This is a genomic window from Streptomyces broussonetiae (genome assembly GCF_009796285.1).
GTDB lineage: Bacteria > Actinomycetota > Actinomycetes > Streptomycetales > Streptomycetaceae > Streptomyces > Streptomyces broussonetiae.
Map to the genome: position 1 here is coordinate 5406178 of NZ_CP047020.1, position 13237 is coordinate 5419414.

General features: G+C 70.9%; 13 protein-coding genes. 10 read left to right on the forward strand and 3 right to left on the reverse strand.

The genetic code is table 11. The features are described 5' to 3' along the window. Positions 1-18 precede the first annotated feature (18 nt). The 5 genes from GQF42_RS25060 to GQF42_RS25080 all read left to right on the forward strand — a co-directional run bounded on the left by GQF42_RS25060 (position 19) and on the right by GQF42_RS25080 (position 3752). The gene (locus tag GQF42_RS25060; RefSeq protein WP_158923476.1) at positions 19-834 is read left to right on the forward strand and encodes a phosphatase; all 816 of its coding nucleotides are present in this window, start codon (positions 19-21) and stop codon (positions 832-834) included. 129 nt (positions 835-963) lie between these two features. Beyond that, a complete protein-coding gene (locus tag GQF42_RS25065; protein ID WP_121791081.1) occupies positions 964-1176 on the forward strand; it encodes a helix-turn-helix domain-containing protein in 213 nt (70 codons plus the stop codon). A gap of 133 nt (positions 1177-1309) precedes the next feature. Next, the gene (locus GQF42_RS25070; RefSeq protein WP_003948845.1) at positions 1310-1408 is read left to right on the forward strand and encodes a 30S ribosomal protein bS22; all 99 of its coding nucleotides are present in this window, start codon (positions 1310-1312) and stop codon (positions 1406-1408) included. Between the two features lie 182 nt (positions 1409-1590). Then, the gene (locus tag GQF42_RS25075; RefSeq protein ID WP_158923478.1) at positions 1591-2652 is read left to right on the forward strand and encodes an NAD-dependent epimerase/dehydratase family protein; all 1062 of its coding nucleotides are present in this window, start codon (positions 1591-1593) and stop codon (positions 2650-2652) included. A 14-nt stretch (positions 2653-2666) separates the two neighbouring features. After that, positions 2667-3752 carry a lysophospholipid acyltransferase family protein gene (locus GQF42_RS25080; RefSeq protein ID WP_158923480.1) on the forward strand — a complete coding sequence of 362 codons (1086 nt, stop codon included), beginning with the start codon at positions 2667-2669 and terminating at the stop codon, positions 3750-3752. Between the two features lie 68 nt (positions 3753-3820). Here GQF42_RS25080 and GQF42_RS25085 read toward each other — a convergent pair whose 3' ends face one another. The 3 genes from GQF42_RS25085 to GQF42_RS25095 form a co-directional block, all read right to left on the reverse strand. Then, entirely contained in the window at positions 3821-5050 is a 1230-nt protein-coding gene (locus GQF42_RS25085; RefSeq protein ID WP_158923482.1) for a DUF5667 domain-containing protein, read from the reverse strand. Between the two features lie 238 nt (positions 5051-5288). After that, complete coding sequence (locus GQF42_RS25090; RefSeq protein WP_158923484.1) at positions 5289-6068, reverse strand: ECF subfamily RNA polymerase sigma factor, BldN family; 780 nt, start codon at positions 6066-6068, stop codon at positions 5289-5291. Positions 6069-6381: 313 nt separating this feature from the next. Continuing rightward, the gene (locus tag GQF42_RS25095) at positions 6382-7311 is read right to left on the reverse strand and encodes an HAD family hydrolase (RefSeq protein WP_158923486.1); all 930 of its coding nucleotides are present in this window, start codon (positions 7309-7311) and stop codon (positions 6382-6384) included. Between the two features lie 94 nt (positions 7312-7405). On the opposite strand from GQF42_RS25095, the gene GQF42_RS25100 reads away from it, so the two are divergent. The 5 genes from GQF42_RS25100 to GQF42_RS25120 all read left to right on the forward strand — a co-directional run bounded on the left by GQF42_RS25100 (position 7406) and on the right by GQF42_RS25120 (position 13097). Continuing rightward, complete coding sequence (locus tag GQF42_RS25100; RefSeq protein ID WP_158923488.1) at positions 7406-7687, forward strand: glutaredoxin family protein; 282 nt, start codon at positions 7406-7408, stop codon at positions 7685-7687. Positions 7688-7967: 280 nt separating this feature from the next. Then, a complete protein-coding gene (locus GQF42_RS25105; protein WP_158923490.1) occupies positions 7968-8747 on the forward strand; it encodes a redox-sensing transcriptional repressor Rex in 780 nt (259 codons plus the stop codon). Beyond that, positions 8744-10423: a glutamyl-tRNA reductase gene (locus tag GQF42_RS25110; protein WP_158923492.1), complete on the forward strand. Its 1680-nt coding sequence runs from the start codon at positions 8744-8746 to the stop codon at positions 10421-10423. Before GQF42_RS25105 ends, GQF42_RS25110 begins: the two co-directional genes overlap by 4 nt. Continuing rightward, on the forward strand, positions 10420-11391 hold the full coding sequence (gene hemC / locus GQF42_RS25115) for a hydroxymethylbilane synthase (protein ID WP_158923494.1): 972 nt from the start codon (positions 10420-10422) through the stop codon (positions 11389-11391). The genes GQF42_RS25110 and hemC overlap by 4 nt, the downstream gene beginning before the upstream one ends. Then, positions 11388-13097, forward strand: a complete 1710-nt coding sequence (locus tag GQF42_RS25120; protein ID WP_158923496.1) for a bifunctional uroporphyrinogen-III C-methyltransferase/uroporphyrinogen-III synthase — start codon at positions 11388-11390, stop codon at positions 13095-13097. The genes hemC and GQF42_RS25120 overlap by 4 nt, the downstream gene beginning before the upstream one ends. Positions 13098-13237: the final 140 nt, after the last annotated feature.

The following is a 13237-nucleotide window of genomic DNA, read 5'->3' on the forward strand; positions in this document are numbered from 1 at the left end:
TGCGCGAGCATCGCTGGCGTGGTGAACGCTCGTGCTCTGCGTGCGCATCTGCTGGCTGTTCGGCTTGCCGGGGAGGTGGCGACGTCCCGGGAGGACAGCCTGCGCAGTTATCGGTTGTTCGCGGCGCGGGATCCCCGGGTGCTGATCGGGATCGATCCCGAAGGAGCCTGGAAGCAGCGGGAATTGCTGGCTCTGATGGCACGAAGGTGTGGGGTTTCGGCCGATCCTCGGCACACTTCCGGACCTGATGTGATCGACCCGGAGCTGACGCTGGCGGCGCTGGATGCCTTCGCCGAGCGGATCCGGGCGGTTGCCCGGCGGGGCGCGCCCGTGCTGTTCGGGACCGGGCATCCACGGCGGTTGCTCGGGTTCTACGCCGGCTTGGCGGACGCGCTCTCGGCGGTGGGGTGTGAGGTGCTCACCCCTGCGCAGGGTCGCTGTGTCGACATATTGACCCGGTTCGGCCTACGCACTCATCATCTTGCCTACGTACGAGGGGTCGGGTTGGTGCGGGAAACCGCCGACGGGCGCCCCGGTTGTGAGCCGGGCCTCCACAGTCATTCACCACTGCCGGTTCGGGTCGTGCTGGAGGCCGCCGCGGAGTGTGGCGGGCCGCTGCCCGAGTTGGTCGTCGGGGATCATGGCTGGGTCTGCGGTGCAGGTCAGCTGGGGTTCGAGGCGATCGGGCTGGCCGACACCGATGATCCGGCGCTGTTCGTGGGGGAGGCGGAGGGGCGCGTGTCCGTCGTCGTTCCGGTTGATGACGGGGTGCGGTCCGCGTACTACCGCCCGCTTACCCGCTACGTACTCAAACGAGCGTGTCTGTCACAGTAGGCCTGCGATGGGTGCACCTCTTCCCCACTCGCATCACCCGCCCCTACATTGGGGAGTGAGCACGCAGCGACGAAGAGTCACCGGAAGGGGAAGCCGGTGGCCGTCGAGTGCGGAAGGTTCAGGTGTGTCATGGCTGCAGCTGGCGAGAGGCCTCTGAACGAGGTTCAGTTCCTTACCGTGGCGGAGGTCGCCTCGGTGATGCGAGTGTCGAAGATGACCGTGTACCGGTTGGTGCACAGCGGTCATCTGCCCGCGATCCGGGTGGGGCGGTCCTTCCGTGTCCCGGAGCAAGCGGTACACGAGTACCTTCGCGACAGCTATGTGGGGGTGGAAACGGCCTGACAACGCTTCCGGGAAGATCCGGAGGACCCTCGATTACGACCTCAGCGCCCGGTTGGGTAGGCTAGCCCCTCGTAGGTCGTGTGGGCCCATGGCGCCCAAACAACCGAGTGATGAGAAGTGAGCGAGGGTAGTCGTGGGCTCTGTTATCAAGAAGCGGCGCAAGCGGATGGCCAAGAAGAAGCACCGCAAGCTGCTCAAGCGCACGCGCGTTCAGCGTCGCAACAAGAAGTAAGCGACGGCGCGCGAGAAGCGTGTCCCTGTGGCCTCCCATCTCCAGTGGTGGGAGGCCACAGGCATATCCGATCCGTTCCGATCAGTGAAATTCCGTCACTTCGTGCATCGGGGGGTCATCACAGCGCAACATCGACCCGCTAAGTTGGCCGCACGCACAACGTACGAGGGAAGGCGCTGATCTTGGGGAAGGTCGTGCTCGTCACCGGAGTGGCCCGGCAACTGGGCGGCCGGTTCGTACGGCGGATCCAACGGGATCCGGAGGTCGACCGGGTGATCGCCGTGGACGCGGTGCCACCGGCGCACCATCTGGGCGGGGCGGACTTCATCCAGGCCGACATCCGGCTGCCGACGATAGCCAGGGTGCTCGCCGAGACGGGCGCGGACACGGTCGTCCACCTGGACGTGACGGCGACGCCGCTGGGCGGCGGCAACCGGGCCACGGTCAAGGAGACCAACGTCATCGGCACCATGCAGCTGCTCGGCGCCTGCCAGAAGTCGCCGGCCGTCAGGCGGCTGGTGGTGAAGTCCAGCACCAACGTCTACGGCTCCGCGTCGCGCGATCCGGCCGTGTTCACCGAGACGACCGCGGCGAAGTCGCTGCCGAGCGGCGGCTTCGCGAAGGACACCGTCGAGGTCGAGGGGTACGTGCGCGGGTTCGCCCGGCGGCGGCCCGACGTCGCGGTGTGCGTGCTGCGGTTCGCCAACATCCTGGGCCCGGCCGCGGACACCCCGCTCGCCTCGTACTTCGCGCTGCCCGTCCTGCCGACGGTGCTCGGCTACGACCCGCGGCTGCAGTTCGTGCACGAGGACGACGTCGTCGAGGTGCTCAGGATCGCCTCGCACGAGCCGCGCCGGGGCACCCTCAACAGCGGCACCTTCAACATCGCAGGGGACGGGGTGCTGCTGCTCTCGCAGTGCTCGCGGCGGCTCGGGCGGCCCACCGTGCCGCTGCTGCTGCCCGCGGTCACCTGGGCCGGTTCCCTGGTGCGTACGCTCGGTATGACGGACTTCTCACCGGAGCAGATCCGGCTGCTCACGCACGGGCGGGTCGTGGACACCGTCCAGATGCGCGAGACGCTCGGCTTCACGCCCCGGTACACGACAGCGGAGACGTTCGCGGACTTCGTACGCGGCCAGGGCGCCGGGCTGCTGCCCCCGGAGGCCCTCGCGGGGGCCGTCGACCGCATCGCCGAGCTGGCTGCCAAGGCCGGCGGCCGGCCCACGACGCACAGCGCCAACTGAGGAGAGCGGCAACGATGGCGGACGCCAAGGTCATTCCGTTCGACGACGACCGGTCCCGCGGGGGCGCCGTGCAGCGCCCGGCGCGGCGCAGGAGCGCGGGCAGCCGGCGCGGCGCCCTCGGCGAGCCGGGTGAGCTGGGCGAGGTCCAGCCGCTGCCGGGCCGGGCCCGGGCGCGGGAGGATGGGCCCGTGAGCCGTACGGAGGAGCCGGAGGGACAGGGTGAGCGGGCGCAGCGGCGGCCGGATGCCGGCGGGCCGGGCGCCGGACTGGAGCGGCGGGTGGCGGCCGGGCTGGCCTTCCTGCGGCGCCGGCTGACCGGGGACTACGACGTCGACGACTTCGGCTACGACGAGGAGCTGACCGACCAGGTCCTGATGTCGCTGCTGCGGCCGGTGTACGAGAAGTACTTCCGGGTCGAGGTGAAGGGCATCGAGAACATCCCGGCCGAGGGCGGGGCGTTGATCGTCGCCAACCACTCCGGGACGCTGCCGCTGGACGGGCTGATGATGCAGGTCGCCGTGCACGACCATCATCCGGCCGGTCGTCATCTGCGGCTGCTCGCTGCCGACCTGGTCTTCGTGCTGCCGGTGGTGAACGAGCTGGCGCGCAAGCTCGGGCACACGCTGGCGTGCGCGGAGGACGCCGAACGGCTGCTGGCGCAGGGCGAGCTGGTCGGGGTGATGCCGGAGGGCTTCAAGGGGATCGGGAAGCCCTTCGGCGAGCGGTACAAGCTCCAGCGGTTCGGCCGGGGTGGTTTCGTCTCCACTGCGCTGCGGCAGGGGGCGCCGATCATTCCCTGCTCGATCGTCGGGGCGGAGGAGATCTACCCGATGATCGGCAACGCGAAGACGCTGGCTCGGCTGTTGGGCTTTCCGTATTTCCCGTTGACGCCGACGTTTCCCTGGCTGGGGCCGTTGGGCGCGGTTCCGTTGCCGACGAAGTGGACGATTCAGTTCGGTGAGCCGATTCCCACGGATGGGTATCCGCCGGAGGCCGCCGAGGACCCGATGCTGATGTTCAACCTGACCGACCAGGTGAGGGAGCAGATTCAGCACACGCTGTACAAGTTGTTGGTGCAGCGGCGGTCGGTGTTCTTCTGAGTTCTGGTACGGCAACGGGGGCGCCCCGCTCGGGTGGGGCGCCCCCGTTGCCGTACTGCCGTATCGGTCTAGTTCGCGTCCTCGCCCTCGATGCCCAGCCCCGGCAGAAGGCCCGGGAGCAGCGGCGGGAGAGTGACGTCGGGGGTGGTGGTCGGGGGCTTGGTGGTGGGCGGGGTGGTGCTGCCCGTGCCCGTCTTGGGCGGGTCGAGCAGGCCGCCCGTGCTGCCGCCGAGGAGGCCGTCGCCGGTGTCGCCGGCGGCCGGCCCGCTCGGGTCGCCCGAGCGGGCGTGCCGACCGCTGGACGGGGTGCTGCCGGAGGAGCTGGGCGTGGTCGAGCGGTGGCTGCCGGCGGAGCCGGTGGCTGCCTGGCCGGAGCCCTGCCGTTTGCCGTCGCCCGTGTGGGCCGACGACTGCGGGAGCAGGGACTGCAGCGGGGCGACCTCCTGGTCTATGGCGTCGAAGACCGACGACACCTGCTTTTTGACGTCCCCGAGCTGCACGGGCAGCTTGTGGCTGAGCGCGCTCCAGGCCTCGCGGTGGGACCGCGAGAAGCTGGACAGGGCCTGGATGGGGCCCAGTGAGCCGGGATCGGCCTCATAGGCCTCGTGGAGCAGGCGGTGGCCCTCGGTGACGTCGCGCTGCATGCCGGAGAGCGTGCGGCGGATCTCGCCGATGGACTCGTGGTCGAGGTGGCCGCTGCGGCCGCGTTCCAGCAGCCGACGGGCCTCGCTGAGCCGGGTGGAGGCCTGGTCGAGGTAGGTCTGGCCGCGTGCGTCGTCGCCGTCGGTCAGGTAGTTGAGCTTGAAGTCCTCGATGCCGCGTTTGAGGCCGTAGAGGGAGTCACCGGGCAGGGCGTCCGAACTGGCGGCGGCGACTCCGCCGAAGGCTCCCGCGGCCACGCCCACGCTGAGCCCGCCCGCGGCGAGCCCCTTGGTCAGCCGTGTACGTGGCCGGAGCTTGCTCAGTGGGCTCGCCCGGTGTGCGCCTCTCGACCGGGAAGAGCGCTGCTCCGGTACCGACGCATCCGCCGCTGCGGTGCCCTCCCGGAGCATCGCCTCCATCGCGGCCACCAGCTGGGCACGCTGGACGACCTTGACCTCGGGGTCGAGCTGCGGTTTGGGCAGCGCGCCGAGGCCGGTCGCCAGGGCCAGCAGCTCGCCCCGCTCGGACTGGTCCTCGGCGGCCGGCGGGGATTCCGCCGATACTGACCGCTCGGCCGCCGTGTCCCGGTCGGATTGCTCGTCCAGGGCCTGGGCGAAGGCGTTCGCCCGCCGGTGCGCCGATACGTTCGCGATCACTGGCGGCACCTCCTCTCGTCATGACGGTCGACTCCCCAGGGGGTCCTGAGGGTTGCACGCCCGTGACCGATCCACACGATCGAGTGATCAGGGTCGGCCAGGACGTGACCACAGGGAGCCTGTATCCCGCACAACGACTGGCGCGGCACTTGGGTTACGGACGGCGGATGATCGGGTCAGGAAGGCAACCGGCTTTCACGGAACGTGAGTTGACAGTCGCCCGGAGTGCCACCCCGGTTCAGCGTGCGTCGTCCGGCAGCAGCCGGGCGAGGGTGCGGACGGCGCGGTACTGGAGGGTCTTGATGGCGCCCTCGTTCTTGCCCATGACACGGGCGGTCTCGGCGACCGAGAGGCCCTGGAGGAAGCGGAGCGTCACGCACTCCTGCTGCTGGGGATTGAGTCGGCGGACGGCGTCGAGCAGTGCGGCGTTCGACAGTGACTCCAGGACGGAGTCCTCCGGGGAGCGCTCGACCTCGTTGGCGTCGAGCATCTCGCCGGTGGTGACCTCCAGACGGAAACGGCTGGACTTGAAGTGGTCGGCGACCAGGTTGCGGGCGATCGTCACCAGCCAGGCGCCGAAGTCGCGGCCCTGCCAGGTGAAGGTGCCGATCCTGCGCAGCGCCCGCAGAAAGGTCTCACTGGTGAGGTCCTCGGCCGTCGCCCGGCCGCCGACGCGGTAGTAGATGTAGCGGTAGACCGTGTCGCTGTACTGGTCGTACAGCCGGCCGAAGGCCTCGGCCTCGCCGGCCTGGGCACGTTCGACCAGATCCATCATCCGGGCGCTGTCGCTGTCGGCGGCCGGGCGGCGGGCGGTGGCTGCGCCGGTGGCGCGGCCGCGTCTGCCCACCGCGGCGCTGCCGTCGGCCAGTGCGTAGCACGGACCGACGGGCGCGGCGGTGGCGAAGGCGGGGACGGCGTACGCGGTCGGGACGAGGCCGCGCAGCGTCTCTTTGACCGTTGCGACTGTTGCGCGCAGCGTAGCCAGGCCCGAGGCGTCAACCCCGACGTGTGGGTACACGGGACTCCCAGAGGCAGAGCTTCCATCACGTGCAGTGCGGGACCTTTCACCCGTCGTAGCGACGGAGGGGTACCGGTTTGCGTCTGAGGAGAATAACGCTTCGTGCAGGCACTGCTACACCGAGTTGCTCAAATCATCGATTGCGTCGCTTCTGTTACCGATTGGCGCCCCATCAAGTGCCGTATCTTGATCGGTTGTTGATCGAAATCAGGCCTGTTTCGGTGAGGTACGGGGCGTGTTGAAATGGCCGCGGCATAATTCGGGCGCGCGCGGCCTGGGGTGGATCGGGTGGAGGTTCGGGGCGGCGGTGCGCCTATCGGCGCCGTCGGCTCAGCGCGATCGCGGCCGCGGTGCCGCCGGCGACGGCTCCCACGCCCGCCGCCGCCGGAATGCCGACCTTCGCCGCCTTGCGGCCCGTGCGGTAGTCGCGCAGGCGCCAGTCCTTTTCCCGGGCGTGTTTGCGGAGCTTGGCGTCCGGGTTGATGGCGTAGGGGTGGCCGACCAGGGAGAGCATCGGGATGTCGTTGTGGCTGTCGCTGTAGGCCGCGCAGCGGGAGAGGTCCAGGCCCTCCGCGGCGGCCAGGGCGCGGACCGCCTCGGCCTTCGCCGGGCCGTGCAGCGGCTCGCCGACCAGCTTGCCGGTGTAGACGCCGTCGACCGACTCCGCGACCGTGCCGAGGGCGCCGGTCAGGCCGAGGCGGCGGGCGATGACCTGGGCGATCTCCACCGGGGCCGCCGTGACCAGCCACACCTTCTGGCCCGCGTCCAGGTGGGCCTGGGCCAGGGCCCGGGTGCCGGGCCAGATGCGGTCGGCCATGTACTCGTCGTAGATCTCCTCGCCGATCGACTCCAGCTCGGCGACCCGGTGGCCCTTGACGATCGACAGTGCCGAGTCGCGGGCGTCCTGCATGTGTTCCGGATCCTCGACGCCGGCCAGCCGGAACCACGCCTGCTGCCAGGCGAACCGGGCGAGGTCGCGGGTCTCGAAGAACTTCCGCTTGTACAGGCCGCGGCCGAAGTGGAACAGCGCGGCGCCCTGCATCACGGTGTTGTCGAGGTCGAAGAAGGCGGCAGCCCTGGTGTCGCCGATGACCGGGAACTCCGGTTCCTCCTGGGCGGGCGGTGCGGTCTCCTGCGCTTCCTGCGAGGACTTGCGGGCGGCCTCCGCCGAGGCCTCGCCTGCCAACACGCTCCGCGCCGTGGCGGAGCGCCTACGGGGAGTGAGCCATCCGAGAGCGGCCATGCGGTGAGCATAGCCAGTTTGTTCGGAGCTTCCGGAGTCGAGAGGTTGGAAGGGTGTGAACTCTCCACTACCGGGTCGTTAAGCAGGCGCGAGAATGGCCTGCATGAGCCCTTTCTTCCGACGCAAGGCCGCCCCGCAGGAGCGGCTGGTCACCCTCGTCCGCAAGCCCGGCTGCCACCTGTGCGACGACGCGCAGCTGGTGATCGAGAAGGTCTGCGGCGAGCTGGGCGTGCCCGTCGAGCTCAAGGACATCACCGAGGACCGGGCGCTGCACGACCAGTACTGGGAGCAGATTCCGGTCGTACTCGTCGACGGTGAACAGCACACCTTCTGGCGGGTGAACGAGGAGCGACTGCGCCGGGCACTGACCGACTAGTCCAAACCGGCCCGAAAGTCGCTTAGGATCGACGGCGGTTTGGTCTCGGGGGCGGGATTTGCGAGGAGAGTGTGCAGTTTTGCCCCTAGTAACGAAGGAACGCGCAGGGGGGTGCGCCGGTTCCCGTCAAGGGCGCCGCAGTCGCGTGACCCCGGTCACTTCCGCCGGGCAAATCGGACACTGTCTTTGTGCACGCGTTCACAAAGACATAGCCTGCTGTCGACGGGGCGGTCTGGGGACGTATGACCGCCTGCAGCCCCGCTCTACCCGCAGGAGCACCGTGGCAACTGGCCGAACACATCGACCGGCGACCCGCAGCCGAGGGATTCCCGAGGCCACCGTCGCCCGGCTTCCGCTGTACCTCCGAGCCCTGACCGCACTGTCGGAGCGCTCGGTACCCACGGTCTCCTCCGAGGAGCTGGCGGCCGCGGCGGGGGTCAACTCCGCCAAGCTGCGCAAGGATTTCTCGTACCTGGGCTCCTACGGAACGCGCGGTGTCGGCTACGACGTGGAGTATCTCGTCTACCAGATCTCCCGTGAACTCGGCCTGACCCAGGACTGGCCCGTCGTCATCGTCGGTATCGGTAACCTCGGCGCCGCCCTGGCCAACTACGGCGGGTTCGCCTCCCGTGGCTTCCGGGTGGCCGCGCTGATCGACGCCGACCCCGCCATGGCCGGAAAGCCCGTCGCCGGTATTCCGGTGCAGCACACGGACGACCTCGAGAAGATCATCAAGGACAACGGGGTCTCCATCGGCGTCATCGCCACCCCCGCGGGCGCCGCCCAGCAGGTCTGCGACCGGCTGGTGAGCGCCGGGGTCACCTCGATCCTGAACTTCGCGCCGACCGTGCTGTCCGTCCCCGACGGCGTCGACGTGCGCAAGGTCGACCTCTCCATCGAACTGCAGATCCTCGCCTTCCACGAGCAGCGCAAGGCCGGTGAGGAGACCGCGGCCGGAGACATAGGCAGCCTGCCCGCCTCCACTCCGCGTGTCGCAGCCGCTGACGACTCCGCCGACCAGGGGCCCGACGGGGACGTACCCGCCGTGATGCCGGCATGAGTCTCCTCGTCGTCGGACTGAGCCACCGCAGCGCGCCGGTGAGCGTGCTGGAGCGGGCCGCGCTGAGCACGGACGCCCAGATCAAGCTGCTCCAGGACACGGTCGCCGCCGAGCCCGCCGCCGAGGCCGCGGTGCTCGCCACCTGCAACCGCATCGAGCTGTACGCCGACGTGGACAAGTTCCACGCGGGCGTCGCCGAGCTGTCCACGCTGCTCGCCCAGCACAGCGGCGTCGGCCTGGAGGAACTGACCCCCTACCTCTACGTGCACTACGAGGACCGGGCCGTCCACCAGCTGTTCTCGGTGGCCTGCGGACTGGACTCGATGGTCGTCGGCGAGGGGCAGATCCTCGGCCAGATCAAGGACTCCCTGGCCAAGGCGCAGGACCTGCACACCGCCGGCCGGCTGCTGAACGACCTGTTCCAGCAGGCCCTGAGGGTCGGCAAGCGCGCGCACTCCGAGACCGGGATCGACCGCGCCGGGCAGTCCCTGGTCACCTTCGGCCTCGAGCAGCTGGCCGCCGGCGCGGACGTGCCCGCCTGGGCCGGTGGCAAGAAGGCGCTGGTCATCGGCGCCGGGTCGATGTCCTCGCTGGCCGCCGCCACGCTGGCGCGGGCCGGAGTCACCGAGGTCGTCGTCGCCAACCGCACCTTCGAGCGCGCCGAGCGCCTCGCACAGATCCTCACCGACGCCGACGACAACTCAGTCACCGCGCGCGCGGTCGAGATGACCGCCGTGTCCGACGAACTGACACGTGCCGACGTCGTCGTCTCCTGTACCGGGGCGACGGGCCTGGTCCTCACGGCGGAAGCGGTCGCGCAGGCGGTCGAGGGCCGCACCGGGCAGCCGGCCGTCGCCGCCCCCACCCGGCCCGCGGCCGTACCGGCCCCGCTGCCGCCCACCAGCGTCGGCAGCGACGAGAACTGCCCGCTGGACCTGGCCGCCGCGCAGACCGGCTTCTCCGTCATGGGCGAGGCGGCCGTGGCCGGCATGAACGCGGCCACCCTGGAGCAGCACGCGGCCTGGGTCGCGGGAGGGGCCGTCGACCGCCAGGGCCGCCGTACGCCCGAGGCGGACGCCGAGCTGATCACCGCGCTCGCCGCGACCGCCGCCACGGTCGGCCGGATCCCCGAGCGGCGCAGGCCGGAACCGCCGGCCGAGCGGCCCGAGCCCTTCTTCTTCCTCCTCGACCTGGCCATGCCCCGCGACATCGACGCGGCCGTGCACCGGCTGGCCGGGGTGCGCCTGGTGGACATCGAGTCCCTCGCCGAGGCCTCCGCGGACGCGCCGATGGCGGCCGACGTGGACCAGGTCCGGCGTATCGTCTCCGACGAGGTCGCGGCCTTCGGCGCGGCACAGCGGGCGGCGCACATCACGCCGACCGTGGTCGCGCTGCGCACCATGGCCGCGGATGTCGTGGCGAGTGAGATCGCGCGGCTCGACGGGCGGCTGCCCGGCCTGGACGACCGCCAGCGCGGGGAGATCCGCCAGGCGGTGCACCGGGTCGTGGACAAGCTGCTGCACGCGCCGACCGTACGAGTCAAGCAGCTCGCGGCCGAGCCCGGCGGCGCCGGGTACGCGGACGCACTGCGCACCCTGTTCGACCTCGACCCCGAGACGGTCGCCTCCGTCTTTCGGGCCGAGGACAGCACAGAGACGAAGGACCGACCGGCATGAGTGACAAGGCACTGAGGCTGGGGACCAGGCGCAGCAAGCTCGCCATGGCCCAGTCCGGGCAGGTGGCGGAGGCCGTCCGCCGGGTGACCGGGCGGCCCGTGGAGCTGGTCGAGATCACCACCTACGGCGACACCTCCCGCGAGCACCTCGCACAGATCGGCGGCACCGGCGTCTTCGTCACGGCGCTGCGCGACGCGCTGGTGCGGGGCGAGGTCGACTTCGCGGTTCATTCGCTCAAGGACCTCCCGACGGCGCAGCCCGCCGAACTCGTCCTCGCCGCCGTGCCGGAGCGCGAGGACCCGCGGGACGTGATCGTCGCCCGGGACGCGCTCAAGTTCACGGACCTGCCGCGCGGCGCCCGCATAGGCACCGGCTCGCCGCGCCGCATGGCCCAGCTGAACGCGTACGCCCGCGCCCACGGCCTGGACATCGAGACGGTCCCGATCCGCGGCAACGTCGACACCCGCATCCGGTACGTCCGCGACGGTGAACTGGACGCCGTGGTGCTGGCCGCCGCCGGACTGAACCGGATCGGCCGCGGCGACGAAGTGACCGACTTCCTGTCGGTCGACACGGTTTTGCCCGCCCCCGGCCAGGGGGCCCTGGCGATCGAGTGCAGGGCGGGGAACACCGCCGAAGATGCTGCACTGATCGCCGCGCTCGGCGCACTGGACGACCCGTTCACGCGGGTCGCCGTCACTGCCGAGCGCTCACTGCTCGCCGCCCTGGAGGCCGGTTGCAGCGCACCTGTGGGCGCGCTGGCCGACCTTCTGGCCGACGGGCAGATTGTCAAGGAAATGCGCCTGCGTGGCGTCGTCGGCACGACCGACGGCACGCGCATGGTGCAGCTGTCCACCACCGGTCCCGTGCCCCAGACGGAGACCCAGGCGTCGGCACTCGGTCGCGACCTCGCCACCGAGATGCTCGCCCAGGGCGCGGCCGGTCTGATGGGGGAGCGAGCACAGTGAGCCCCACCACCCTTCCCGCCGGCCTCGAACACGGGCACGTCACCTTCCTCGGTGCCGGACCCGGGGATCCGGGACTGCTGACTCTGCGCGCCGTGGAGGCGCTGTCGCACGCGGACGTCCTGATCGCCGAGCACGAGGTGCTCGACGTGATCCGGACGCACGCGCGGCAGGGCGTCTCCGTCGTGTGGACGGACGCCGACCCCTCCTCGGTGTCGCCACCGGGCACGGGCACACCGCAGCTCACGGTCGTTGACGGCACGTCAACAACCGCCGCTGTCCCGTCCCCTGCCCGGGATGCCGCTCATCTTGTCATGGAGGCCGCGCGCTCCGGCAGGCGGGTCGTCCGTGCGGTGTCCGGGGACCCGGGACTTGATACGTACGCGGCCGAGGAAATGCTCGCCTGCGCCGCCGCCGGTGTGCCCTTCGAGGTCGTGCCGGGTGTGGCGGCCGCGGTCGGCGTGCCGGCGTACGCCGGTGTGCCGCTGCGCGACGCGCAGGGCGCGGACGTCCGGTTCGTGGACGCCCGGACCGCCTCCGACCGCTGCTGGACGGAGGTGGGTGCCTCCGACGGCACGGTGGTCGTCTCCACGACCCTCGACTCGGTGGCCGCGGCGGCCGGCGAACTGGTCTCCGCCGGCCGCAAGCCGGACACCCCGCTGACGGTCACCGTCGCCGGTACGACGACCCGCCAGCGCACCTGGACCGCCACCCTCGGCACGATCGCGCAGACGCTGAAGCAGGCGAAGGTGCTGCCGTCGCCGGACGGCGGCCGGCCGGTGATAGCCGTGGTCGGTGAGCGTTCCGCCGCCGCCCAGCGCGACCAGTTGTCGTGGTTCGAGTCCAAGCCGCTGTTCGGCTGGAAGGTGCTCGTGCCGCGCACGAAGGAGCAGGCGGCTTCGCTCTCCGACCAGCTGCGGTCCTACGGCGCGGTGCCGCACGAGGTCCCGACGATCGCGGTGGAACCGCCGCGCACCCCGCAGCAGATGGAGCGGGCGGTCAAGGGCCTGGTGACGGGCCGCTACGAGTGGATCGCGTTCACGTCGGTCAACGCGGTGAAGGCGGTCCGGGAGAAGTTCGAGGAGTACGGCCTCGACGCGCGTGCCTTCGCGGGCATCAAGGTGGCCGCGGTGGGCGAGCAGACCGCCAGGGCGCTGGTCGCCTTCGGTGTGAAGCCGGACCTGGTGCCGAGCGGTGAGCAGTCGGCCGCCGGTCTGCTGGAGGACTGGCCGCCGTACGACCCGGTCTTCGACCCGATCGACCGCGTCTTCCTGCCGCGGGCCGACATCGCCACGGAGACCCTGGTCGCCGGGCTGATCGAGCTGGGCTGGGAGGTCGACGACGTCACGGCCTACCGGACCGTGCGGGCCTCGCCGCCGCCGGCGGACACACGGGAGGCGATCAAGGGCGGCGGCTTCGACGCCGTGCTCTTCACGTCCTCGTCCACCGTGCGGAACCTGGTGGGCATCGCGGGCAAGCCGCACAACGTGACGGTGATCGCCTGCATCGGCCCGGCGACCGCCAAGACCGCCGAGGAGCACGGGCTGCGGGTCGACGTCATGGCTCCGGAGCCGTCGGTGCACAAGCTGGCGGAGGCGCTGGCCGACTTCGGCCTCAAGCGGCGCGCTGCCGCGCTGGAGGCCGGGGACCCGGTGACGCGGCCCAGCGAGCGGCGGCCGGGGGCGCGCAGGCGCCGGTCCACGACGTGAGGTACGGCGGAGTGCTCCTGGCGGGCACTCCGCCCCTGTCGTTTCCGCGGGCCTTCAGCGCGCAGGCGTAGCGGAATGGGATCTGGCCGGGGATGTCCCGTCCGCCTGCGTGGGTGACCGAATCGCTCTTCTGGCCGCTG

Excerpts from the sequence above, each read along its gene's own strand:
- GQF42_RS25065 (WP_121791081.1), top strand. The coding sequence starts at position 964 with ATGGCTGCAGCTGGCGAGAGGCCTCTGAACGAGGTTCAGTTCCTTACC.
- GQF42_RS25080 (WP_158923480.1), top strand. The coding sequence starts at position 2,667 with ATGGCGGACGCCAAGGTCATTCCGTTCGACGACGACCGGTCCCGCGGG.
- GQF42_RS25095 (WP_158923486.1), bottom strand. The coding sequence starts at position 7,311 with ATGGCCGCTCTCGGATGGCTCACTCCCCGTAGGCGCTCCGCCACGGCG.
- GQF42_RS25100 (WP_158923488.1), top strand. The coding sequence starts at position 7,406 with ATGGCCTGCATGAGCCCTTTCTTCCGACGCAAGGCCGCCCCGCAGGAG.
- GQF42_RS25110 (WP_158923492.1), top strand. The coding sequence starts at position 8,744 with ATGAGTCTCCTCGTCGTCGGACTGAGCCACCGCAGCGCGCCGGTGAGC.
- hemC (WP_158923494.1), top strand. The coding sequence starts at position 10,420 with ATGAGTGACAAGGCACTGAGGCTGGGGACCAGGCGCAGCAAGCTCGCC.